The organism is Xanthomonas sp. MUS 060, assembly GCF_000963215.1.
Taxonomy (GTDB): Bacteria; Pseudomonadota; Gammaproteobacteria; order Xanthomonadales; family Xanthomonadaceae; genus Xanthomonas_A.
This window is the reverse complement of record NZ_JZIM01000022.1, coordinates 19,700-41,213: the sequence shown is the minus strand read 5'-3', so window position 1 is coordinate 41,213 and position 21,514 is coordinate 19,700. Positions and strand designations below refer to the sequence as shown.

16 protein-coding genes and 2 other RNA genes are annotated in these 21,514 nt (G+C 61.5%); 3 read left to right on the top strand and 15 right to left on the bottom strand.

Translation table 11 applies throughout. The features are described from left to right. Positions 1-92: 92 nt before the first annotated feature. On the bottom strand, positions 93-1,241 hold the full coding sequence (locus XANALMUS060_RS14820; protein WP_235430529.1) for a sterol desaturase family protein: 1,149 nt from the start codon (positions 1,239-1,241) through the stop codon (positions 93-95). A 126-nt stretch (positions 1,242-1,367) separates the two neighbouring features. Further along, complete coding sequence (locus XANALMUS060_RS14815; protein WP_235430528.1) at positions 1,368-1,817, bottom strand: tryptophan 7-halogenase; 450 nt, start codon at positions 1,815-1,817, stop codon at positions 1,368-1,370. A gap of 331 nt (positions 1,818-2,148) precedes the next feature. Here XANALMUS060_RS14815 and XANALMUS060_RS20040 point away from each other — a divergent pair, with 331 nt between their 5' ends. Then, positions 2,149-2,712, top strand: a complete 564-nt coding sequence (locus XANALMUS060_RS20040; protein WP_152640521.1) for a hypothetical protein — start codon at positions 2,149-2,151, stop codon at positions 2,710-2,712. Here the strand turns inward: XANALMUS060_RS20040 and XANALMUS060_RS14810 are convergent. The 11 genes from XANALMUS060_RS14810 to XANALMUS060_RS14755 form a co-directional block, all read right to left on the bottom strand. Then, positions 2,631-5,429 carry a TonB-dependent receptor gene (locus tag XANALMUS060_RS14810; RefSeq protein ID WP_045739092.1) on the bottom strand — a complete coding sequence of 933 codons (2,799 nt, stop codon included), beginning with the start codon at positions 5,427-5,429 and terminating at the stop codon, positions 2,631-2,633. The two genes, XANALMUS060_RS20040 and XANALMUS060_RS14810, sit on opposite strands and share 82 nt — an antisense overlap. A gap of 336 nt (positions 5,430-5,765) precedes the next feature. Continuing rightward, on the bottom strand, positions 5,766-8,351 hold the full coding sequence (gene clpB, locus XANALMUS060_RS14800) for an ATP-dependent chaperone ClpB (RefSeq protein WP_045739090.1): 2,586 nt from the start codon (positions 8,349-8,351) through the stop codon (positions 5,766-5,768). A gap of 134 nt (positions 8,352-8,485) precedes the next feature. Then, positions 8,486-11,041: a hypothetical protein gene (locus XANALMUS060_RS14795; protein ID WP_045739089.1), complete on the bottom strand. Its 2,556-nt coding sequence runs from the start codon at positions 11,039-11,041 to the stop codon at positions 8,486-8,488. A 49-nt stretch (positions 11,042-11,090) separates the two neighbouring features. Then, positions 11,091-12,110 (bottom strand): site-2 protease family protein, encoded by a 1,020-nt coding sequence (locus XANALMUS060_RS14790; RefSeq protein ID WP_152640520.1) that lies wholly within the window; start codon positions 12,108-12,110, stop codon positions 11,091-11,093. Continuing rightward, complete coding sequence (locus XANALMUS060_RS14785; protein ID WP_045739087.1) at positions 12,103-14,487, bottom strand: hypothetical protein; 2,385 nt, start codon at positions 14,485-14,487, stop codon at positions 12,103-12,105. The genes XANALMUS060_RS14790 and XANALMUS060_RS14785 overlap by 8 nt, the downstream gene beginning before the upstream one ends. Beyond that, positions 14,484-15,116, bottom strand: a complete 633-nt coding sequence (locus tag XANALMUS060_RS14780) for a hypothetical protein (RefSeq protein ID WP_045739086.1) — start codon at positions 15,114-15,116, stop codon at positions 14,484-14,486. Before XANALMUS060_RS14780 ends, XANALMUS060_RS14785 begins: the two co-directional genes overlap by 4 nt. Positions 15,117-15,127: 11 nt before the next feature. Further along, on the bottom strand, positions 15,128-16,471 hold the full coding sequence (locus XANALMUS060_RS14775; RefSeq protein WP_052688186.1) for a YcaO-like family protein: 1,344 nt from the start codon (positions 16,469-16,471) through the stop codon (positions 15,128-15,130). Continuing rightward, a complete protein-coding gene (locus tag XANALMUS060_RS14770) occupies positions 16,468-17,379 on the bottom strand; it encodes a thiopeptide-type bacteriocin biosynthesis protein (RefSeq protein ID WP_045739085.1) in 912 nt (303 codons plus the stop codon). Before XANALMUS060_RS14770 ends, XANALMUS060_RS14775 begins: the two co-directional genes overlap by 4 nt. Before the next feature lie 35 nt (positions 17,380-17,414). Further along, on the bottom strand, positions 17,415-18,557 hold the full coding sequence (locus XANALMUS060_RS14765; RefSeq protein WP_045739084.1) for an ABC transporter permease: 1,143 nt from the start codon (positions 18,555-18,557) through the stop codon (positions 17,415-17,417). Next, positions 18,554-19,561: an ABC transporter ATP-binding protein gene (locus XANALMUS060_RS14760; protein ID WP_045739083.1), complete on the bottom strand. Its 1,008-nt coding sequence runs from the start codon at positions 19,559-19,561 to the stop codon at positions 18,554-18,556. Before XANALMUS060_RS14760 ends, XANALMUS060_RS14765 begins: the two co-directional genes overlap by 4 nt. After that, complete coding sequence (locus XANALMUS060_RS14755; RefSeq protein WP_052688185.1) at positions 19,558-20,553, bottom strand: efflux RND transporter periplasmic adaptor subunit; 996 nt, start codon at positions 20,551-20,553, stop codon at positions 19,558-19,560. The genes XANALMUS060_RS14760 and XANALMUS060_RS14755 overlap by 4 nt, the downstream gene beginning before the upstream one ends. Before the next feature lie 200 nt (positions 20,554-20,753). Between XANALMUS060_RS14755 and XANALMUS060_RS18880 the strand changes: the two genes are divergently transcribed. Further along, a non-coding RNA gene (locus tag XANALMUS060_RS18880) (sX9 sRNA) lies at positions 20,754-20,828 on the top strand. 4 nt (positions 20,829-20,832) lie between these two features. On the opposite strand, the gene XANALMUS060_RS20035 is transcribed toward XANALMUS060_RS18880, so the two are convergent. Next, a complete protein-coding gene (locus XANALMUS060_RS20035; RefSeq protein ID WP_152640519.1) occupies positions 20,833-21,018 on the bottom strand; it encodes a hypothetical protein in 186 nt (61 codons plus the stop codon). Here XANALMUS060_RS20035 and XANALMUS060_RS18875 point away from each other — a divergent pair. Continuing rightward, positions 21,017-21,091, top strand: a non-coding RNA gene (locus XANALMUS060_RS18875) — sX9 sRNA. The genes XANALMUS060_RS20035 and XANALMUS060_RS18875 overlap by 2 nt on opposite strands. Before the next feature lie 4 nt (positions 21,092-21,095). Here XANALMUS060_RS18875 and XANALMUS060_RS14750 read toward each other — a convergent pair. Then, the gene (locus XANALMUS060_RS14750) at positions 21,096-21,488 is read right to left on the bottom strand and encodes a hypothetical protein (RefSeq protein ID WP_045739082.1); all 393 of its coding nucleotides are present in this window, start codon (positions 21,486-21,488) and stop codon (positions 21,096-21,098) included. Positions 21,489-21,514: the final 26 nt, after the last annotated feature.

The window sequence follows — 21,514 nt, the reverse complement described above, 5'->3', positions numbered from 1 at the left end:
TTCCGGAAACCCTGGCTGGACTCCACTTCGTCGTCTTCTCCATCCTCATGCTTGGAAATGCCACGTCTCTAATCCAAAGTTCATAACACGCTCTAACCGCTTCCAGTTGCAACGCCACCAGTCCAAGGTCGTTGTCGCGGTCGACCATCGGATCGCCAACGCCAGTGGGCCGCACCGGCTCGCCATACAGCGACGTGCCGAACAACACATCCCGAAACCCTGGCTGGACTCCACTTCGTCGTCTTCTCCATCCTCATGCTTGGAAATGCCACGTCTCTAATCCAAAGTTCATAACACGCTCTAACCGCTTCCAGTTGCAACGCCACCAGTCCAAGGTCGTTGTCGCGGTCGACCATCGGATCGCCAACGCCAGTGGGCCGCACCGGCTCGCCATACAGCGACGTGCCGAACAACACATCCCAAAACGCGAACACCTGGCCGAAGTTGCAGTTGTGCAGGTTCGGTCGCTGCGGATCCACGCGCATGTGGTGCAGGCGGTGGAACGGCGGATCGACCAGAATCTTGTTCATGACCGGACCGAAGCCGAAACGCACGTTGGCATGCGAATAATTCTGCACCAGTTCCCCGAGCAGCATCAACCAGGCAAATTCATCGGCCTGGATGCCGAACACAATGCCCACCGCAGCCAGCACGAACGACTGCAACATCCCATCCAGATAATTACTGCGATCATTGCTCCAGCAACTGAGCTGACGCTGGCTGTGGTGCATGCTGTGCATCGCCCACCACCATGGAATCCAGTGCTGGACCCGATGCATCCAGTAATAAGTGAAGTCGTAGGCCAGGTAGTACAGCGCAAACAACGCCAGCGGATGCCGGTCCAGCCACGGCCAGGCGTAACGCAGACCCCATTGCGGTGCGGACTCGGCACTGGCATCGGCACCGCCCAGCGCATTGAACAGTGGGGTCAGGATCAGGAACGAGAACAACGGAAACACTCCGACCAACATCACCCAGGTGTAGTGGAAGTCGATGCGCGCCAGGCGCCGGTGTTCCCAACGCTCGGCCGGCCACAGGCTCTCCAACGGCCGGAACAACACGCCGATGATGCTCAGTTGCAAGAAGGCGATCAGCAGCGACGCGGCGATATCGCGCGGATTATCGCTCAGGCCGGTGAGGTGCAGCGCGGCCAGTAACGGCGCCACCCCACGGTCGGCAAGCACATCGACCAACGTGGACCAGACATGGACAACGGACGCAACCATAGCGAAAGGAAACATGCAGACAACACCATGGCCGAACTGTGGCCTGACAACGTCTCAGCTTGTAAGTACGATCTTTCGCAAAGCTTTCCGCTCCCAACCGCGGCGCATCTCCCCGCCATCGGCGTGCATGCGGCGGTGCTTTTACAAAGCGCAGCGCCGTGTCGAACGCAGCGATGATTGGAAAGGCCGCGACAAACCATCTGCATCGCGCCTGCACGGCCATGCAGGCAGCGAGATCACCCAGAGCACGCTGCGCGACAGCCACCGCAAACAACGCAAAACAGCCATCCGCAACGGGCGAACATGCGCTGTCGGCATGGTGACGAGTTCATCTACTTGGATGATCGTTACTGGCAAGCACTTAGCGCGCAGCGCCATCGCGTTGGCCTGCGCAATCCGCGCAAGCCCTGCCGCGGCGTACTGGCTGGACAATGCGACATCCAGCGGGTCGAAGCCACGCGCCTGCAGCCCCTGCCCTTGCATCACCGCCAACCAACTGGTTTTGCTGAAAAGCGCATCGGCCTCACGCAAGACTCGGCCCGAGTGTGCGAAGAAGCATAAGGGTTCGGCCAGGGTTTCCGGTATCGGCATCGCTCGCGTCTGGTACGCGCCAGGCCGCGCATTTACGTCCTGGCTTTTCGAAACTCCACAAAGAGATGAATAATTAAACCTGCCAATATGGACAAAGCAGCGAATGCAATTATCAAACCAAGAACAAGATGCACGCCACCACCACGACTAATCGTAAGCCAAGCAATGATCACAAACATTGCAGGAATGGCCAACATATAGAAAAATATTCGCAGATCCCTTGACTTATTCATAATATTAACTCGCGATTTATTTAAATAATAAAGCAAAGGCGGAATGACACCCGCCTTTGCTTTGTTTTTGCTTATTGATGCACCAACTCGTATAAGCCGTGACCAATCAATCCAACTCCGGCAACCGCGACCACTACGCCGCCCCCAATAATAAGGCCATCAGCGAGAGCCGATTCTACAAGCAAACCACCTCCCGCCGCTGTAACACCACCGCGAGTCAGGCCAATTCCGTTCAAAACATCCAGGATACCACCCCCACCAGAGACAGCATTTACTTCTGCCATCGTCAATACTTGCATCTCAATTTCCTTATCCCTAGATGGTCCATGAGTTATTTTGACTGCACTGGAATCGGCAACTGCCAATTTTCATATCAACAGCATTTTCTGGAAAATCCGACCGACTTTTCTGTTTTAACACAAGCATTTGAAAAATTGATTGCACCCGCAAGAGCGAACGTAGAGAACCGCCCTCGCTCATGCCGCCGCCAGCCTCGCCACACGCCGCCGCGCACCGCCCATGCCGACATCGGCCACACATCTCCCGCAGCAGAAACACAGACACGCACGCATCATGTCGATCAGTATGTGACCCGGATCGAAGCCCCGAAACGGCGGTCGTTGAGCTGGTACTGCAACGGCGCCGCTGGCGTGCCGATGTAGGTTTGATTCATGCGATCGGTCAGATTCACCGCATCGAACGACAACGCCACATGCTTGTTCACGTCGAAACTGAGCGAGGCGTCCAACGAAGCATACGGTTTCTGGAACTGCGGAATGCCGTTTGCGCCGCTGCCATACGTGGTATCCAGATACGCACCGCGCCAACTCCAGGCCAGGCGTGCGGTCAAGCGGCCTTTTTCGTAGAGCGCCACCGCGTTGTAACTGTGTTTGGACAATTTCTCCAACGGCACCCGAGTCGGGATGTTGGAGCCAGGCGTGGCGAAGGGATTGGAAACGCTGCTGTCCACGTAGGTGTAATTGAACTGGAAGCCTAAACCACTCAGCCAGCCGGGCAGAAAATCGTAGAACTGCTGGTAACCGAATTCGGCACCACGGATCGCGCCGTCGCCGGTGTTGAGCGTCGTGCCGATGTCGTAATCCAGGCCATTGTAGTTGCGCACCACCGTGCCGCTAGCCAGAAAACCATCCACGCGCTTGTAGAACACGCCGGCGGTGAGCGAGCCGGTGGGAGCGAAATACCACTCCAGCGTCGCATCGTAGTTATCCGAGTGGATCGGATTGAGAAACGGGTTACCAGAAGAACCACTGGGCCGACCGGTCACTGGATTCACCTGCCCCGGCGCACCCAGCGACACATTGGTCGACATCTGGTCGAAATTAGGCCGCGCGATCGCTTGCGAATACGCCAGCCGTGCTTGCAGCGTATCGCTCAGGTGCGCGCGCACGTTGAAGCTGGGCAGCACATCGTGATAACTGCGGCGCACCGAGAGCGGCGTCATCGTGCCATCGTCCATGAACAGCGCGCCATCGGAACCGGTCGTCGTCTTGACCAGACGCACGCCGGCATTACCGTCCACACGTAGACCGGCGATCTCGGCCTCGTAGTCGGCATTGACATAGCCGGCCCAGGTCTTTTCGGTCTGATGGTTGAGATTGTCTGGCCGGAACACCGTCTGCGGTGCGAAGCCGAACAATGCCTCGGTCCGCGCCGTGCGATCGAACAAGCCGTTACCGTTGGCGAATTCCGGGTACAAAACACCGCCGGTCAGCGTGTTGCCATCGAAGAAGTGCGACGACGGGCCGCGCCGCACCAACTCCGGATGCAGTGCGACGTTCGGGTAAACCAGATTCGCCGCACAATCGCGATCAGCCCCGCTGACGCCCAGGCAGGCCGCATTCCAGGTGCCGCGTAGATCGATGCCGGTATCGGCGTAGCGCACGCCAGCGGTGAGCTTGGTGAAGAAGCCACCTTCGGTGAAATATTCCAGATCCGATTGCAGCGCGAGCTGATCGGCGTCGTTACGCTGCAGCGCGTCGGCGATATAGCTGAAACCGTAATTGCGTGGATCGCTGAGCATGGCCGGATTGCGCACATTGAAGCGCGGCCTGGGGCCATTGAGATTGAAATCGACAATCGACTGATGCGGGCCGGTGGTGCCGTCCTCGTCGCCACGGTCGTACAGGGAGACGACGAAGCCATTGCGATCGGCATCGTAGAACGTATCCAGATACTGCGCATCGAAGGTCATCGCCAGCTTTTCGCTGGCATTCCAGCGCAGATTGAGGCTGTAGTTGGTGTTTGCCGAGGTCAGGTCCTGATCGAAACGCGCCGACTCGAAGACCTGATTCTCCAGCGCACCGGAGGTGGCATAACCTTGGTTGTTGAAGGTGAATGCGGCTCCGGGCAAAGGCGAGGTCGCGTTGCGTCGGTTACTCGCATAAAAATACTTGCCTTGTCGAAAAAAATCGTACTGCGTGTGCAGAAACTGCCCTGTCACCAGCACACTATCAGAGGGTTTCCATTGCAACGCCGCCGCCGCGCCCAAGCGTTTGCGATCCCCCCCATCGTCGTATATCTGGAACCCGTAAGGAATCTGCGCATTATCCGGCGCGCCGGCGATGGCGCCCGGCTGCACCGGGCCGAACGGACCGGACAAAATGCCGTCCTGGCGGTAGCTGGATCGCCCCGCACCGACATTGAACAGCACTCCGACTTCGCCAAGGTCGGTCTGGAAGCGGTCGCTGTACAGACCGGAAGCCGACGCTCCAGTCTTGTCCGCGCGATCATAATAGTTGCCCTTGAGTGTCGCGCTCAGCACGCGACCCGGGGCATCGAACGGCAGCCGTGTGCGCAGATTCACCACGCCGCCCACGCCCCCTTCGATGATGTTGGCAGGCGGGCTTTTGTAGACGTCGATACCGGACAGCAACTCCGGCGGAATGGCTTCCAGATCCAGGGTGCGCCCGCCGCTGGCGGAGAACGTATCGCGGCCATCTAGAAAGTTACGCACCTGGGTCAAGCCACGCACGGTGACGGCCGGCTGCGTGCGATGGTCGAAGTCGGTCGCGCCTTCGCCGTAACGGCGCTGGATCTGCACACCGGTGATGCGCTGCAAGGCTTCCACCGTGTTCGCATCCGGTAGCTTGCCGATATCCTGCGCCTGCACCGAATCGACAATCTGTGTGGCGTCCTGCTTGATCGCCTGCGCCGAACGCAGGCTTTCGCGCACGCCGGTCACGACCAGACCATCGAGGGTTTTGACATCCGCCGTCGGCGCGGTCGCCGCAGCCTGCTCCGGATGCTCGGCCACAGTTGGCGGCGCGGCCTGCGCCCACGCCAACATCGGGGTCAACAAGGCCAGACCCAGGGCGCTGGCAAGCGGATGCCTGCGGCTGGTCAGTGGACGATTCGGCATTCGCACGCTCTCCGGAACTAGCGGAATTGATCTTCGAATCGATGCTGACACGACAAGCGCAGAACGGCACACGAAAAAAGCAGCCATGCATCGGCCTTCATGGCATTCGCAACGGCCATCGTTGCAACAGCAGCACTGACTCCCTGCCGCCGATCTTTATATGATCGTTAAAAGAACGCACGTCGCATCGCAACAATGCCAACGACAGCACAGTACGTGGCGCACGTGCAGGATCGCGCTATCGGACCGTCCACGCTCGCCGCCGTGGCGCGCACAGGTGCCATCGGCAAGCCACGACCCGCTCCGGCAACGCGGTCGATGCCGGAGCGGTTGGCCTCACGCTTTAGCGAATAGCAGGTGCCCACCTTCGGCATCGACCTTGATGGTGTCACCACTGAGAAACTGACCGGACAGGATCTGCTGCGCCAGTGGGTTCTCCAGTTGCGCCTGAATCGCACGCTTGAGCGGACGCGCGCCGTACACCGGGTCGAAGCCGACGTTGCCGAGCAGTTCCAATGCGCGCTCGCCGAGTTCGATCTTCAAGCCACGCTCGGCCAGGCGCTTTTCAAGGCCATGCAGCTGGATGCGCGCGATCGCCTTGATCTGCGCTTTGTCCAACGGATGGAACACCACGATATCGTCCAGCCGATTGATGAACTCGGGACGGAAATGCGCCTGCACCACGCCCATCACCGCCGCCTTCATTTGCGTATAGGCCTCGGCGCTATCGTCGCTGCTGAGTTCTTGAATCTGATGCGAGCCCAGGTTGGAGGTCATCACGATGACGGTGTTGCGGAAGTCCACGGTGCGCCCTTGCCCATCGGTGAGGCGGCCATCGTCGAGCACCTGCAACAGGATGTTGAACACATCGCTGTGCGCCTTCTCCACCTCATCGAGCAGAATGAGCGAATACGGCCGGCGCCGTACCGATTCGGTGAGATAACCCCCTTCCTCGTAGCCGACGTAGCCCGGAGGCGCGCCGATCAGCCGCGCCACCGAATGTTTCTCCATGAACTCGCTCATGTCGATGCGGATCATCGCGTCACTGCTATCGAACAGAAACTCGGCCAGCGCCTTGCACAATTCGGTCTTGCCGACGCCGGTCGGCCCCAGAAACAGGAACGAGCCACTCGGGCGATTCGGATCGGACAAGCCGGCACGCGAGCGGCGCACCGCATCGGATACCACCTTGATCGCTTCATGCTGACCAACCACGCGTTGATGCAGTTCGTCTTCCATGCGCAACAATTTGTCGCGCTCGCCCTCCAGCATCTTGTTGACCGGAATGCCGGTCCAACGCGACACCACTTCGGCGATTTCCTCGGCGGTGACGCGATCCTGCACCAGCTTGAATTCATGCTGCTCGGCCTCGTTGGCCGCCGCGAGCTGCTTCTCCAGGTTCGGCAGCAGGCCGTACTGGATCTCGCTCATCTTGGCGTAATCCTGACGCCGCTGCGCCGCTTCCAGTTCCACCCGCGCCTGCTCGATCTGCTCCTTGATTTTGGTCGCGCCCTGCAAAGCAGCCTTCTCCGATTTCCACACCTCGTCCAGGTCGTAGAACTCGCGCTCAAGCTTGTCGATGTCGGTTTCCAGATCGGACAGACGCTGCCGCGAGGCATCATCCTTCTCTTTCTTCAGCATCTCGCGCTGGATTTTCAACTGGATCAAACGCCGCTCCAGGCGATCCAGCTCCTCCGGCTTGGAGTCGATCTCCATGCGAATGCGGCTGGCCGCCTCGTCCATCAAATCGATGGCCTTGTCCGGCAACTGACGGTCGGTGATGTAGCGGTTGGACAACGTGGCCGCGGCGACGATGGCCGGGTCGGTGATCTCCACGCCGTGATGTAGCGCATAGCGCTCCTTGAGCCCGCGCAGGATGGCGATGGTGTCCTCCACCGTGGGCTCGCCGACGAACACCTTCTGGAAGCGCCGTTCCAGCGCGGCATCCTTCTCGATGTACTTGCGGTACTCGTCCAGCGTGGTGGCGCCGATGCAGTGCAGTTCGCCGCGCGCCAGCGCCGGCTTGAGCATATTGCCCGCGTCCATCGCGCCATCGGCCTTGCCGGCGCCGACCATTGTGTGCAACTCGTCGATAAACAGGATGATCTGGCCTTCGTTTTTGGACAGATCGTTGAGCACGCCCTTGAGCCGCTCCTCGAACTCGCCACGGAATTTGGCACCAGCAATCAGCGCGCCCATGTCCAGCGACAGCACGCGCTTGCCGCGCAATCCCTCCGGCACTTCACCGTTGACGATGCGCTGCGCCAGGCCCTCGACAATGGCGGTCTTGCCGACGCCCGGTTCACCGATCAACACGGGATTATTCTTGGTGCGCCGCTGCAGCACCTGCACGGTGCGGCGGATTTCCTCATCGCGGCCGATCACCGGATCGAGCTTGCCGCTCTCGGCGCGCGCGGTGAGGTCGATGGTGTATTTCTCCAGCGCCTGACGTTGGTCTTCGGCGTTTTCCGATTGCACGGTCTCCCCGCCACGCAAGGTGTCGATGGCCGCTTCAAGTTTCTTCTTGTCGGCACCAGCGGCGCGCAACGCCAGACCCAATGCACCGGCATCGTCGACGGCGGCGAGCACGAACCATTCGCTGGCGATGAACTGATCGTTGTGCTGCTGTGCCAGTTTGTCGGTTTGGTTGAGCAAGCGACTGAGGTCGTTGCCCATCGACAGATTCCCGGGCTGGCCGCTGACCTTGGGCAGCTTTTCCAGCGCCTCGCCCAAGCGCTCGCGTAGCGCGGGTACATTGACGCCGGCCTGCGCCAGCAGCGGTCGGGTGCTGCCGCCGGTCTGATCGAGCAACGCCGTGAACACATGCACCGGCTCGATGATGGTGTGGTCGCGGCCGACGGCCAGCGATTGCGCGTCGGCCAGCGCCTGCTGGAAACGCGAGGTGAGCTTGTCCATCCGCATGGGGAAATCCTCTGACTAGGGCCGGCCATGCCGGCATGCCTCATCAGATGCGGTTGACTACACCGGTTTCAAGCCCAGGTCTGTCCACCTGTACAAAGCACGCAACGGCGGGCATCCCCTCTGACATGCGCCGTTCAGTCCAGCGGCACGAGGCCCGCTGATGCCTGCCGCGACAGCAGCATCTCGAACTGCAATTCGGACACATGCGCCTTGCCATCCAGTCGTAACCACCCCTTAGCGGGATCCGGAAGCACTTCGGTAACCGATAGCCAAGCCGATTGGCTCGCGAGTCGCTCCATCAGGCTCAGGCAGAACGGATTAGCGACATCGACCCACAGCGGCTTGCGGCTGGCATCAAGCAGATTGCGATCAAGTCCCGCAGCGGAAATCATGCAACGACGCACGAAAAAGCGCTGTGGCAATCCGTGCACCTCGCACTGCGTCAGTACCTGGACCAGGCGCTTGCGCCCTGACACGGCAAACCATGCGCGACGCAGGTAATCGGCGCGTACCCACCAGCATGCGCGGCGGACGACAACATGGCCAACCGACATGCGCGGAATGCAATGGATCTCGACCGTGTCGGGCCACTGCGTGGGCTGGGACGCTGGACGCATCAGGCAATAGGGCTGGCTCAGCACGCTGAAAGCATAGGCGCCCCCCCAGGTTGGGCTGGGCAAAGTGCCCCCCAGGTAGAACGGCTGCAGTTCGCGTCCTTCCCGGTCGCAGAGCACCAGTTCGCCGCGCTGCGGATCGTCGTGCAGGCGTAGATCCTGTAGCTCCAACACACCCGCTCCCATCACGGGTTCTCCCGGAAGACGCAGTACACGCTGGGTCAGCCGTGGGTGCGACTGCAGATCGTTACAGTCACCAGCCACCGGAAAATCCACCGGCTCGCGCGTGCCAGCCACGCATTGCAACCATTGCGCCAGCGATCGACGCAGCCGCGCCTGCTCGGGCGCCGCCCCCTCGGCGAACCGCGCCGCCAGCCAACCCGCGTTCTCGAAGACCTTGTTGACCACCAATCCGGGCTGCGCACCATGACTGCCAGGGATCACCTGGGCTTGCAGTGTGACGGCCAGACGCGCCCCCGGCGCTGCCGCCTCCATCCTGTCCTGGACCTGCCTGGCACCATACTCCGGTCGCGGGATCAGTTGCTCGCTGGCATCGAGCATGAAATCCAGCAACGCATCCAGGCGGCCACCTTCGCCATGGCGCGCGATGAATAGCTGCCGCAGCTTCCGGTACGCGGGCGACACGCCAATCTGCCCGGCAAGAAAGGCAGCGACATCCTGTAGTGCCCGGTGGCCACCAGAGGCAGACGAATCGGACGCAGGTCGCGACCAGGCATCCTCAACCACGAGATTGTGCAAAGCATCGGACTTGCCCGCGCCCAACAAGGTCAGCAGCTGCTGCTCCAACGCAGCGACCGCATCTGCACGCACCTGCCCTGCCTGTCCCGGCACATGCTGCACGTTGACAATCAGCTGCGACAACAGATCGGCCGCTTGGGTGAGCAACGGATCGTCGCTGGAACGTAGCAAGGCCAGAAGCGTATGCTCGGGCGCTGGATCGAATGCATCAAAGAGCGGGCCGGCGATCAGCAGCCCGCGCGCGAGCAACTGGCTCAGCAACTCAACGGCGCGGGATGTCTGCACCCCCGCAGTCTCCAGGTGCGCCAGCCAATCGCGCGCCGGTAAGCATCGGGCTTGGAAGAGCGCCTCGCGCAACGACGGATGTAGGTGAAAATGCAAGCGTTGCTGTTGTCGCCATGGACGCCCAAGCAACACGATGAAGCGACCGCATATGGCCTGGTAGCGCGCCTGTCCTGCTTGCCGCAGAGTCGGGTTGGGATATATCTCACATGGCAATCGCCCAGTCGCCACCGCCAGTGCGTACAGTCGGGCCACCACGCCACGATTGAGGCGGGTGCGTGCCTGCAACGGCAACGCCGGCACATGTAGCGTCGGCGCAATACCATTGGAGATATCCAGCGTCGTGGTTGCCATGAAGGTCGAAAACGGACTGGTCTTGACCGTCGCACGCATTGCGTAGCCCAACAACGAGCGCTCGAAATTATCCGGCTCAGGTTTTTCCGGAATAACCTTCTCCCGTGCGGCATGAGCACTGACGCCAGGCGCGGCCATGTCGATGCCGTGCAACAAGCAGGGAAACGCGAGCAGTTGGCGTAAGTCGATGCGCATACGCTGCATCGCCTCCATGAATTCGGCGTCGGCCTGACGCTGTCGTACTGCATATGCATCCTGCGCATGGCACCAATGCCGTAAGCGCTCCACTGCCCCAGCCTGCAAATCGGCATAGACACGCTGCAGCAGGTCTTCGCGCATACTGAGCGAACGTTGCCCATGGATATCCCGCCGCAACTGCAAAACACTGCGGCGATACGCCTTGTCCTCCGGTGCAATACGCGACACCAGCGCATGCAGATCGTCGAGCAATCGTGTGGCGACAGGCAACAACCTACGCGCGTCGGCGTCCAGTTGCTTCTGGACATCCAAGCAATCGGACAATCGCAATCGATCCAGATGCGCGAACGGCAGCGTTGCCCAACGCAACAGCGCACAAGGAAAGACCGCCGTGGTCGGCGCCACCGACCACGGCGGTTCCCGCTCCGCAGTTGAGAGTTCGCCGGCAATCGGTGCCGCGGGTTCAATCCTGTCCAACTCCATGCATCCCCCATCGCCCGTTGTCGTATGTGCCGCACCGCAACAGGCACCGTTAGAAAATCCACCAGGCGAACAACACCGTCGATACCGCCAGGTGCAAGGCCGCACAGAGACGGTAACGACGAGCGGCATCCAGGCCATCGGCCATGGTCATTGCCAACGGACGCAAGGCGTTGCGCCGCGCCCATTCGTCGTCGAACAACGCCTCCGCACAGTGGCTGCCATCACTGGACGTCAGCAGGCAGGTATCAAAAAATACAAACAGCAGGCAGGCCATTAGCAAGGTATGCAGGACCGGCACCCAGACCGAATCGCGCAAGGGTAATATCAACAAACCGGCCACGACACCAGCGGCGACCAGGTTGACGAACGGCCCGGCCGCCGGAACGACGAAGCGCTTCCAGCGGCTGACCAACAGATAGGTCTGGTGAGTCTCGACATACGGCCCTGGAATCGCGCCGGCATGCAGCATGATGCCGGCCTTACCAGGACTGATGCCCACGATGCGGCATGCCACGGCATGACTCAGTTCGTGCAGTGGCACCACACACAGGACGAACAGCGCCACCCCGGCCCAATGCAGGTGCTCGATCATCGCGCGCAAGCGCGGGAGTTCGCCACTACAGGCCAGAACGCCGATGGCGGCAATCGCCGCCAGCGCCATCGTCAGCGCCAGTGCAATTCGCGTCCACGACGGAAGCAGCGCGATCAACGGCCAGGCGATCCAGCGGGCGACAGGGTCGGTCGGCAGCAGGGGAAATCGCAGGCGCCTGCGTGGTCGCGGCGGCAACACGGTCGCATCCTGCAGGACACCCGACTGGCTCAGCGATTGCAAAAAATCGTGCAGCTTGCGATCCACATCGGGGGCGACCGGGTATCCCTGCGCCAGGATGGCCCGCAACTGCGTGAAAGATACCCCGCTCTGCAACGAGGGGATCAACGCGACCGCAGCGGGACTGACCCGGACCGTCCTCCCGCTCCGCCCCGCCACCAACAACAGGCTTTCGCGACGACGCACCACCTGTACGTCTGCGGCCAACACGTACGTCCCCAAAAGCGACGGCTCAGACATCGGCGGCATATCCCAGCGACGCGGCGAACAGCGGGCAATCACGGTAGCGATCGATGCCGAGCAACTGGCCGACGCCCTCCTCTGCCACACCGCCCCACAGACTCCCGACGAGACTCCAACTCTGCGCACAGAGTTGCGCTTTACCGAGGACCGAGCCGGCGCGCGCAACCGCCTCGCGGTAACCGCGTGGACCATGATCGAGAAGCGCCCTTTCCAAATCGCAAGTCACGAACAGGGTCAACGGTGCCTCGGCATAACCATGCTGCTGCATCGTGCTCAGTATCCGTGCACGGTCGACCGCTGCACCGACCTGCACCAACATGCCGTCCTTCGCGCAATAGATGCCACGCGGGAAATCCGGCCCGTCCATCATGCAGATCACCCAAAGCGACAACGATATCGGCAATGCATTGGCTGCTTCGCGGCATACGTTGGCGGCCATCGCCACCGCCGCGATCGAGCGCGCTGCGCTGAAAGCCACAGCGCGCACGGCGAACGTACGATGCGAGCGTCGCGCACGCACCAAGGTGTCCAGTGGCTGCGCCACATGCGGCGCCACTTCTGGTTCGCTGGGGACTGCGGCGGAAAGACGCGCAGGTCCAAGACGTGCGCACAGTTCGATTAGGAGATCCGGCGACTGGTAGTGATGCGCAAGTGGATCGACCGGCTCACCTGAGCACCTGATCGCACCGATACCCAGTGCGAAGGTCAGCATGCGACGATTTCCCGACTGCGGAAGATTGAGAAAGTGTGCTGCGACTTTATCCCGCAACTCTGGATATTCGGCCACCGGGACACCCGCCGATGCCGCGAGTTCATGGATGAGCTGACACGCTACGCCACCATCAAGCGCGCCGATTCTGAAGGAAAATTCGTCGTATTTTTCCCGCGTTTTTCCCATGTCACTGGTACCGAACAGGACCACCGGCGGCAACGCCGCCTGCTCGACGCCCAATGCGCCGCACAGAAGCGCGTCCTCGACAATTCCAATCCGCTCCAGACAGTGCTCATAGCCAAAGTAGTGGTAAACGCCGGACTCCAGGCCAGAAAGACGACGAATCACCACGAAGACATCGCAGGAACCGAGCCCGCCACCGCTGGCGGCCAACCGCCGCCGCCCATCTGCAAGCGCCTGGTATCCAGCGGCGTAACGCAACATCTGTGCCAGCAACTCCCGATCGGCGCGCCCGGTGGGGGGCGATGGCGGTGCTTGGGTCCAACTGGGCATGAAAGACGCGTCGTCGCCCTCAGGCAATGGCAGCACGGGAACGCCGTAACGCGGCTGCGGCCGTTTGCGGGTCAGATCCAGGTTGCTGGCGGCATAATGCACTTGATGATCGCGCGGCGAGCGTAACGCCTTGCACGTCATCACGTGGGCCGAATGATGCACGATCCACACCCGTGCATCGGGATGCGTCGGCGCCAGGCGTGCGGACTCCAGGCCGCAATGTGGACACCCAGGTAGCCGGGGCAAGGTCCGCTTCTCATAGGACGCGCCCTGACCTGTGGTCCGGTGTACCTTGCAGGCGTTGTACAGTTTGGTCGAGCCGAGCCGCGACAGCAACGTACTGGCTTGCAACGCGATCACCCCGGCCCAGAATTCCTCCTGATGGCCCGCATCGCCCTCCGGTGCGGGGTGCAAGGTGCGCAAGCATCGGTAACAACCGGACTGCCCCGGGATAATATACGGGCCGATTTCCACTGCATCGGCCCCTGCATGCGCATGCAGCGCGGGAACGTCTGCGGCATGCGCCACATCGAACCACGCCGTCATGTCGGTATCGTCGGCGCCGAAACAGGCCACGAGCAGGTCGTAGCCACTGACGTGCAGCGCCGACGGTGCCTCCAGCACGTCCAACTGGGCGAAACCGTAGCCGCTCAGTCCCGTCATGATATGGCGTCCGGCGCGGTTACCCACCACGGCGACGCGCGCGCGCGCGAGGCGCTGCAAGACTGCGTGACGCGAAGGATTCACACGGGTCACATCACAGTAGCGTCCAGCAAACGATGCCAACGGCTGCAGCGCGGCATCCGTTTCCTCGACGCCACCATCCTCCAACAGCCCCCTGCTATAGAGCAGCACGATCGCATCGGTCAACGATTTGGGTGGCAGCTTGGGAAAGGCCGCGGCTAGATCGTCGAGCGAGCGGGTGCCATCCAACAGCGGAAACAATTGTGGCAGGAAGGTGCGTGCCGAGCGCCCAGAGATCACCTGCAGATCGCGAACACCATCGAACAGCAATGCATTCTGTCCGTAGGCCAGCGTCACCAACTCCGGGATCATCCGTGGGCGCTGCGGCAGCGAGAACTCGGGATCGGCGATGAAGCTAGTACCGAGGCTGGAGGCTTCGATCGTGAGGATCGACCGGGAATTCATGCGAGCAGCTCCTTCAACTCTTCGGCCAGGGTCGAAAGGTAACGCCGTGTCGGATCTTCATCACGGATCTCCGGTCGGCAGCGAGGGCAATCGTGCAAGGCGACAATCTCGCTTTCCAGGACATTACCGCTGAGCACGTCGACCTGGCGGAACGGCAGCCGTACATCGGCGCTCGCTTCCAACCCGACGCGCAACGACGCCACCGCGATAGCCACCATCGCCGGCGTGTAGCCAGCCGGCCCCAGTCGCGGATCGAGCGCATAGGCTTGCCGCAGCACGCGCTGGCGATCACTTTCGCGGCGATGCGCATCGGTACGCGCGCGATAACAGTGATAGCAACCGCGACCACTGCCGGGCACAATCACATGACTGCAAGCCAACGTGACGCCACTCACTTCCACGAACGACCAGCTCACCTGTGCAGCGTGGACGAGCGTGTCCACGCGCTGGCACTGCGCAATGCATGGCCGCCACATCGCCGCCGCGACATGGCCTGCGCTGTAGATGGCAGCATGCAGTTCGTCGGCATCGGCGTACAGCGAAATCTGGCGCAGGCAGGGCTGCCATTCGCATAGGCGGTTTGCCACGGCCCGACCGAAATCACCCGCATACAACACGACGTTGGACATGATGACTCCGGTCAGGCAAAGGGTTGGGGATAGGGATTGATCTCGCGCTCGGTCAACACGCCGTAGCCAGCATCACGTGGGTACTGGTATAGGCGTGGATGCCCAAGAAATCTTGCACGATGGATCGAGCTCATCGGCATCAAACCGGGAATGACCACACGCACGACGCGGACACCCAACTGACGCAGTTCGCGCGTCGTCAAATCCACGGCAATCACGTCGGTTCCCAACTTACGCAAACGCCCGACGAGGAATTGCAGCCGTGCCCCGTCGCCGCTTGGCAACCCCTTGCCGATCTCGTCCAGCGGCACCTGCGCCGATGTATTCAACAGGAACTCGAACGCCTCGGCCCGCGCAGGCACCCCCATGTAGGCCGCACCGTCCTCAAGCGCGACGAAATCGTTGATGTCGACAGGATGGGTATAACCGCGCTCGAATACCGTACGCGCCGGACCTGCCTCGCGAATCGTCTTGGCGTATGCGGCAGCGGCATCGAAATCGGTGGCGCAATTGACGTACTGCGACAACAACGGGTGGCCCGGCAAGGTCTGCACCGCATAGATGCACGGCACACCGATGTCCGTGGTCGCGTCGAAGCCATGATGCTGCAAGGGGCTGCGTCGCAGCCGTTCCAGATTGGGCGCCAGGATCGCCGGGGCGATCTTTGGAACCTCGATCCGCGGTAGTGGGAGTCGCGCCAGCCACGTGAGTGCGATCGCATCACGCTCGATCACCTCGCAAATTGCCGCATTCAACGCCGCAGCCAACGTCATGTGCGCGGCGACTCCGGTGGAGATCATCTGCCAGAAGCTTTCCTCCCGCGTCGGACGAAAATACAGATGCGTCATGACCGCTGGCACGAAACGTTCGCATCCGTCCACCAACGACCAGCCACGGACCCAACGGATCGCGCGGGACTTGTCGGCCTGGACCAAAGGACAGCGCGGATCGGCATATTCACGCGCCGAGCAGCGCGGCACCGTGTCCAGATCTATGGCCGCGTGGCCAAGCTCGTTTCCGCTGGCGACCACGAACTCATTTTCGGCATAGGCGAACGTAGCGTAACGCTCGGCACCCTCCATGACCGCGCGTAACCAGGCCAACTCTGGATCGACATCGGCGCCGGACCCGCCGATCGATTCACCAGAGGCGTCCTCGCCACTGGCGGCACGGACGTGCGGAAACACGGCGGTCAGATTGCCCAGGCTGGAATTGGCCATCTCGAAGTCCGGGGCCGTATCTTCGCCGCCCACCCGGAACACGCCTCCCAGAACGCCACCATCGGGCACGAGCAATTGGCTGACCGGATACTTGGCGTGGAGGTAGTCTTGGTCCAATGGCAAGACAATATTCACGCCAAGGCGCCCTGCATCGCCTCGGTATCGACGGCGAGCAACGTCGCCAGATACGCTTCCTCCAGCGTCGCGATGCCCAGACGGTTCATCATCAGGTGCGAGAAGTTCAGGCTGAGCACATCGGCCTGCGCATCGGTCGCAGCGCCGAGCCCACGATAGGCCGCAGCGGCGCTTTTCAGCGCTTGCCGCCATCGCTGCAAGACGATCTGCGCGGGCACAGGCAGGGTATCGTCAGCGGCGACAATGGCATAACCGCTGTCGAGTAGTTCCCGGCCCTTGTTGCGGAACCGGCGCTGCCAGTCCTCGGCAGCAGGACTGCGCCCCCCCAACCAGTACAGCCCATATTGATCCCAGTAATCAGCATGCCCCTGTACCGGGAACGCCCGCTCGCACGCCAGCATCAGACAAGGGGCCAGCGTCTTGCGCGAATACAGTCCACGGGCCTCGTCATCAAGGATCACACCGGCCAGTTGGGAGGATGCGTGGAAGACCTGCTCGGCAATTGTCACCCCCTGCTTGCCACCGTATTTGTCGACCTCAGGCAGGTATGTCTCCTGTTCGACCCGTAAACGCGTATCGGACACGACCGGTTCGGCCACGGCATCCATGTAATCGGGCAGCCTCACCATCGGCATATAGGCACTGGGAGTGAAGGCATACAGGTGATCGAGTAAGTCGGTACACATCTGCCGCACGTACACGTTCCTCACCATCGCCGCTTCGCTCGCCCCCTGGTAACGCAGGCGCAGATGGAATCCACCTTCGTCCACATAACGGATGAAGAACCAGCGCTCGACGTCTGACGCAGCCTGCAACTTCCTGCAAAGCTCTGCGACGACAGCATCCGCACGCGCGGCCTGAGTGCCGAAATACAATTTGAGATAGCCCCATTCTTGCTGCATGGACATCGTGTTTACCCCAGTTCGCTCTATGGACATCGTGTTTACCCCAGTTCGCTCTTCGGTAAGGACGCGGTGCTACCAACCAAGCGCCACCGCGATACGACGGCCCGATCGTTATCGAATCGGAACGTACGCATGGCAACGGCGATCGCCACCACGGAAAATCCCAAGATTGCCAGTACATCCAACCAGATCGGCCAGACCCCTGACTCGCCGGTGATGACCTGACGGTAGAGATCGCTGAGATAGCTCACGGGAATGGCGCAGGCGATTGCGTACTGCAACGTCGAGTCGCGCGCGTCGAGGAAGACATTGCCGCCCATCAGCATCACGAAGTTGCAAATGAGGATCAGCGCGGTACCGGACTGCGGATTGGTCGCCAACCCGGCAATGGCGTATCCGATGCCGACCATCAGCACGATGCCCATGAGCGAGATACCCAAGACCATGCTCCATTGCGTCAGCCCAAGTTCGAGCACGAACGAACCGACGCTCAAGATCAGTACGATCTGGATCAGCGCGATCACCACGCGAACCGCGAGCTGCCCGATCAGGATATCGGCCACCGACAGCGGCGTCAGCGATAGATAGCGCAATGTTCCGCGGTCGCGCGCTTGCAGCAATGGCACCGCAGTGGCGAACAGGCCCATCTGCACCAGCGCAAGCACCAGCAAACCGGGGAAGGTGAAGCTGAACTGCGATCGGACCGCAACATCCGGCGCCTGCAAGGCGTAGGAGAACGCTTGCACTGCAGAGGAGCGCTCGCTACGCATTCGGTCGCGAACCGACTCCAGCAGTATCCGTGCGAACGCCTCGTAGCGTGGACCGACAAGCACTTTAATGTCGCCGGCGTTTTGCTCGAAGCGTGCATCGTCGATGCGCAGCACCATCTGCACCTGCCCATCCGTCAACGCGGGCAGGGCGCGTGCCGGAGACAGCGACACCACCTCAAGCCCAGGACTGGCGGCCAACCGTTGCACGAACGCCTGATTCTGCTCACTGCGCTGCGTTTCCACGACACCGATCTTGAAGCGTAGCGTCGGGTTGGCCATTTGCGTCACGATGATCGCCACCACGAAGATCGCCGGAAAAATGATATTGAGAAACAGCGTGCCGAAATCCCGATGGAACTCGCGTGCCTGTATGCCAGCCAATGCGGTGATGCGCCTGATCCTTGCATTCATTCCCGAATCCTCCGTCCCGTCAGTTTCAGGAACACGTCTTCCAGGCTCTGCGCGGAAACGCGTAGATCCTCAATCGCCATCGTGCCACCACGCTGCAGTTCCAGGATCGCCGACAGACTTTCGGTCATGACCTGGCCGCGTACCGTCACGTGGGACAAGCCATCGCTCCCCGGTGCCGCGCAGTGCGCCTCGATGCCGTCCTCCTGCTCCAGCATACGCACCCGCTCGGGTCGATCGGTGAGGAACTCGATCCGTTTCTGCGGACAGTGCTGCGCGACCAACTCGCGCGGCCGTCCTGTGGCGATGACCTGGCCGTGATCGATGATGAGCACGCGGTCGCACAAGCGTTCTGCCTCCTCCATTTGGTGGGTCGTCACCAGAATGGAAGCCGAGCGCTCCCGACGTTGCCGATCCAGCAGATCCCAGACCGCACACCGCGCCTGCGGGTCCAACTGCGAGGTAGGTTCGTCGAGGAACATCACCGCCGGATCGCCGATCAGCGCCATCGCCACGACGACGCGCTGCTGTTGCCCACCGGACAACGTGCGATACAGTGCATTGCGTTTTTCCGAAAGGCCCAGCGCCTCGATCAACGCGGAGGCATCGCGTGAGCGCGCAGACAACGCACTTTTGAACGCCAATAATTCGCTGACCTTGAGCAATGGCGGCAGCACGCTGTTCTGCATCGAGATCCCCAGCGCTGGCTTGATTTTCGCCATGCCTTCGGCAGTACCCACGTCGTGACCCAGAACGCTTACGCTGCCCGCATCGGGCATCACCAGCCCTTCGAGGATCGAGGCCAGGGTGGTCTTGCCGGCCCCATTGGGACCCAGCACACCGACAATCTCGCCCAGCTCGATGCGCAGGTCGACCCCCATCAGCGCCTGAACATATTGCGCGTCACGGCCATAGCCTTTGTAGAGCCCGCTCGCCAGCACAGCCGGCGCAGCACCGGCAGCACCGGCAACGTGGACTGGCGCACATTCCACCACGGCCACCGTCATCCCCGCTCTCCCGCCGTTGCGGATCGCGCGCCTTGGGTTTTCACCGCGACGGAACGCTCACGACCGAACGCAACGTCGACGCTCATGTTTGGCAGGATCCGTGGATCGCGCTCGATCAACTCCACGATCACCTCCACCGAGGCGGTCTCGCGCTCGGCCACCGGCATGATCGTGGAGACCCTGCCCGACAGCCGCATCTGCGGATACGCACGCGGGATCAATACGACCGGCTGGCCGATATGAATCCTGCCAACCTGTTTTTCATTGATCTTAGCCCGCACCTCGATCGAACTAATGTCCACCAGGGTACAAATGCCGGTGCGGGTGAAGCCGCCGCCCGCTGAAATCGGCGAGACGATCTCACCGACCTGTGCCGAACGCTCCGTGACCAGACCATCGAACGGCGCGACGACATCCATGTTGCGCAGATGTTGCCGCTGCACCGACAACTGCCGATCCGCCACCAGTACGTCGCCCTCGGCCGCACTGTGCAACGCCGCCAAACGCTTCACCTCGAACGAGGCGGCCTTGTAAGTGTCTTCGCTGACGTAACGGTCGGCTACCAGTTGCCGCATGCGGCGGAAACGGTCCTCGGCCGCCTGCCATTCGATATCGCGCTGCCGGGAAACCCGACGCGACGCCTCGACCTGCGCTTCGGCGAGTCGGATTTGTTGGTCGATGTCGTGGGGATTGAGTCGTGCAAGCACCTGGCCGAGCTTGACCATACTGCCCTCCTTGACCAGCACCTCGACCAAACGGCCAGTGGTTTCGGAAGACACCGTCGCGCTGCGAACGGCGACCGCGTAGCCGGTCGCGTCCAGCACGTCCTCCGAAATCGCCGGCCTTGTCGACAGCGCTTGCGGTGCGACGCCACCGCGCTGGTGGGCAGGCATGTGCGCCACGACATCCACCGCATGTCGATGAACAACCTCACCCAGGCAGAAACCCATCGCCAACAGCGCGCCGGCTGCCGCGACAGCGCGCAACGACATCTTCCAGCGCGACCGCCTTACCTCAGCCGGCAGAGGATCGCTAACAGACAGTGACGTGTCCGGTGCGGCGAGCGCTCTGGCCATCAATTCACGACGCAATGCATGCATGGGGACTGACCTCGGACGATGGCAATACTTAGAGCGGCTAACAAAACTACTGCGTCGCCGCCGGACGGGCGCGGGCAGTGCTCGGAATCCTCATGTACCTCTGTACACTGCGGTTCCTGCGCGCTGTCCGCGCCCACCCGACAGCGACTCGCGACGTTTTGTTAGTCACTCTTAGCACGCGCCCTTGACCGGTACCGGGCTCGACATGAACACCAACCAGATAAATCCTGCCGCGAACAACGCGGTGATCACACCGAGTCCCCAAGTCAGTTCGGGCATCACCCCAGCATTGGCCGCGCGCAGCAAACTAAACGCGCAGACGCTGAAACGGGCGCGGGCAGTGCTCGGAATCCTCATGTACCTCTGTACACTGCGGTTCCTGCGCGCTGTCCGCGCCCACCCGACAGCGACTCGCGACGTTTTGTTAGTCACTCTTAGCACGCGCCCTTGACCGGTACCGGGCTCGACATGAACACCAACCAGATAAATCCTGCCGCGAACAACGCGGTGATCACACCGAGTCCCCAAGTCAGTTCGGGCATCACCCCAGCATTGGCCGCGCGCAGCAAACTAAACGCGCAGACGCTGAAGAACAGCATATTGCCCATGCCTGCAGGACGGCCATAGATGCCACTGATACTGCGACGCTGCATCCAGTTGACGACGCCAAGCGCAAGCAGGGCGCCGGCCAGTAGCTGCAATACCACCGCGCTTTGCGGCACGCCGACCATACCAAGTCTGACCGCCACCTCCGCAGGCGCGAAATTTAGCACGCCGCCCAGGACGATGAGGAAAACCGCACTTGCTGTCACGATCAGGGTTGGCACTTTCGTTTCTCCAGTGATGTAACGGG

Coding starts and splice junctions, on each gene's coding strand:
- XANALMUS060_RS14820 (WP_235430529.1), bottom strand. CDS start 1,241: ATGTTTCCTTTCGCTATGGTTGCGTCCGTTGTCCATGTCTGGTCCACG.
- XANALMUS060_RS14815 (WP_235430528.1), bottom strand. CDS start 1,817: ATGCCGATACCGGAAACCCTGGCCGAACCCTTATGCTTCTTCGCACAC.
- XANALMUS060_RS14810 (WP_045739092.1), bottom strand. CDS start 5,429: ATGCCGAATCGTCCACTGACCAGCCGCAGGCATCCGCTTGCCAGCGCC.
- clpB (WP_045739090.1), bottom strand. CDS start 8,351: ATGCGGATGGACAAGCTCACCTCGCGTTTCCAGCAGGCGCTGGCCGAC.
- XANALMUS060_RS14795 (WP_045739089.1), bottom strand. CDS start 11,041: ATGGAGTTGGACAGGATTGAACCCGCGGCACCGATTGCCGGCGAACTC.
- XANALMUS060_RS14790 (WP_152640520.1), bottom strand. CDS start 12,110: ATGTCTGAGCCGTCGCTTTTGGGGACGTACGTGTTGGCCGCAGACGTA.
- XANALMUS060_RS14785 (WP_045739087.1), bottom strand. CDS start 14,487: ATGAATTCCCGGTCGATCCTCACGATCGAAGCCTCCAGCCTCGGTACT.
- XANALMUS060_RS14780 (WP_045739086.1), bottom strand. CDS start 15,116: ATGTCCAACGTCGTGTTGTATGCGGGTGATTTCGGTCGGGCCGTGGCA.
- XANALMUS060_RS14770 (WP_045739085.1), bottom strand. CDS start 17,379: ATGTCCATGCAGCAAGAATGGGGCTATCTCAAATTGTATTTCGGCACT.
- XANALMUS060_RS14765 (WP_045739084.1), bottom strand. CDS start 18,557: ATGAATGCAAGGATCAGGCGCATCACCGCATTGGCTGGCATACAGGCA.
- XANALMUS060_RS14760 (WP_045739083.1), bottom strand. CDS start 19,561: ATGACGGTGGCCGTGGTGGAATGTGCGCCAGTCCACGTTGCCGGTGCT.
- XANALMUS060_RS14755 (WP_052688185.1), bottom strand. CDS start 20,553: ATGTCGTTGCGCGCTGTCGCGGCAGCCGGCGCGCTGTTGGCGATGGGT.
- XANALMUS060_RS20035 (WP_152640519.1), bottom strand. CDS start 21,018: ATGAGGATTCCGAGCACTGCCCGCGCCCGTTTCAGCGTCTGCGCGTTT.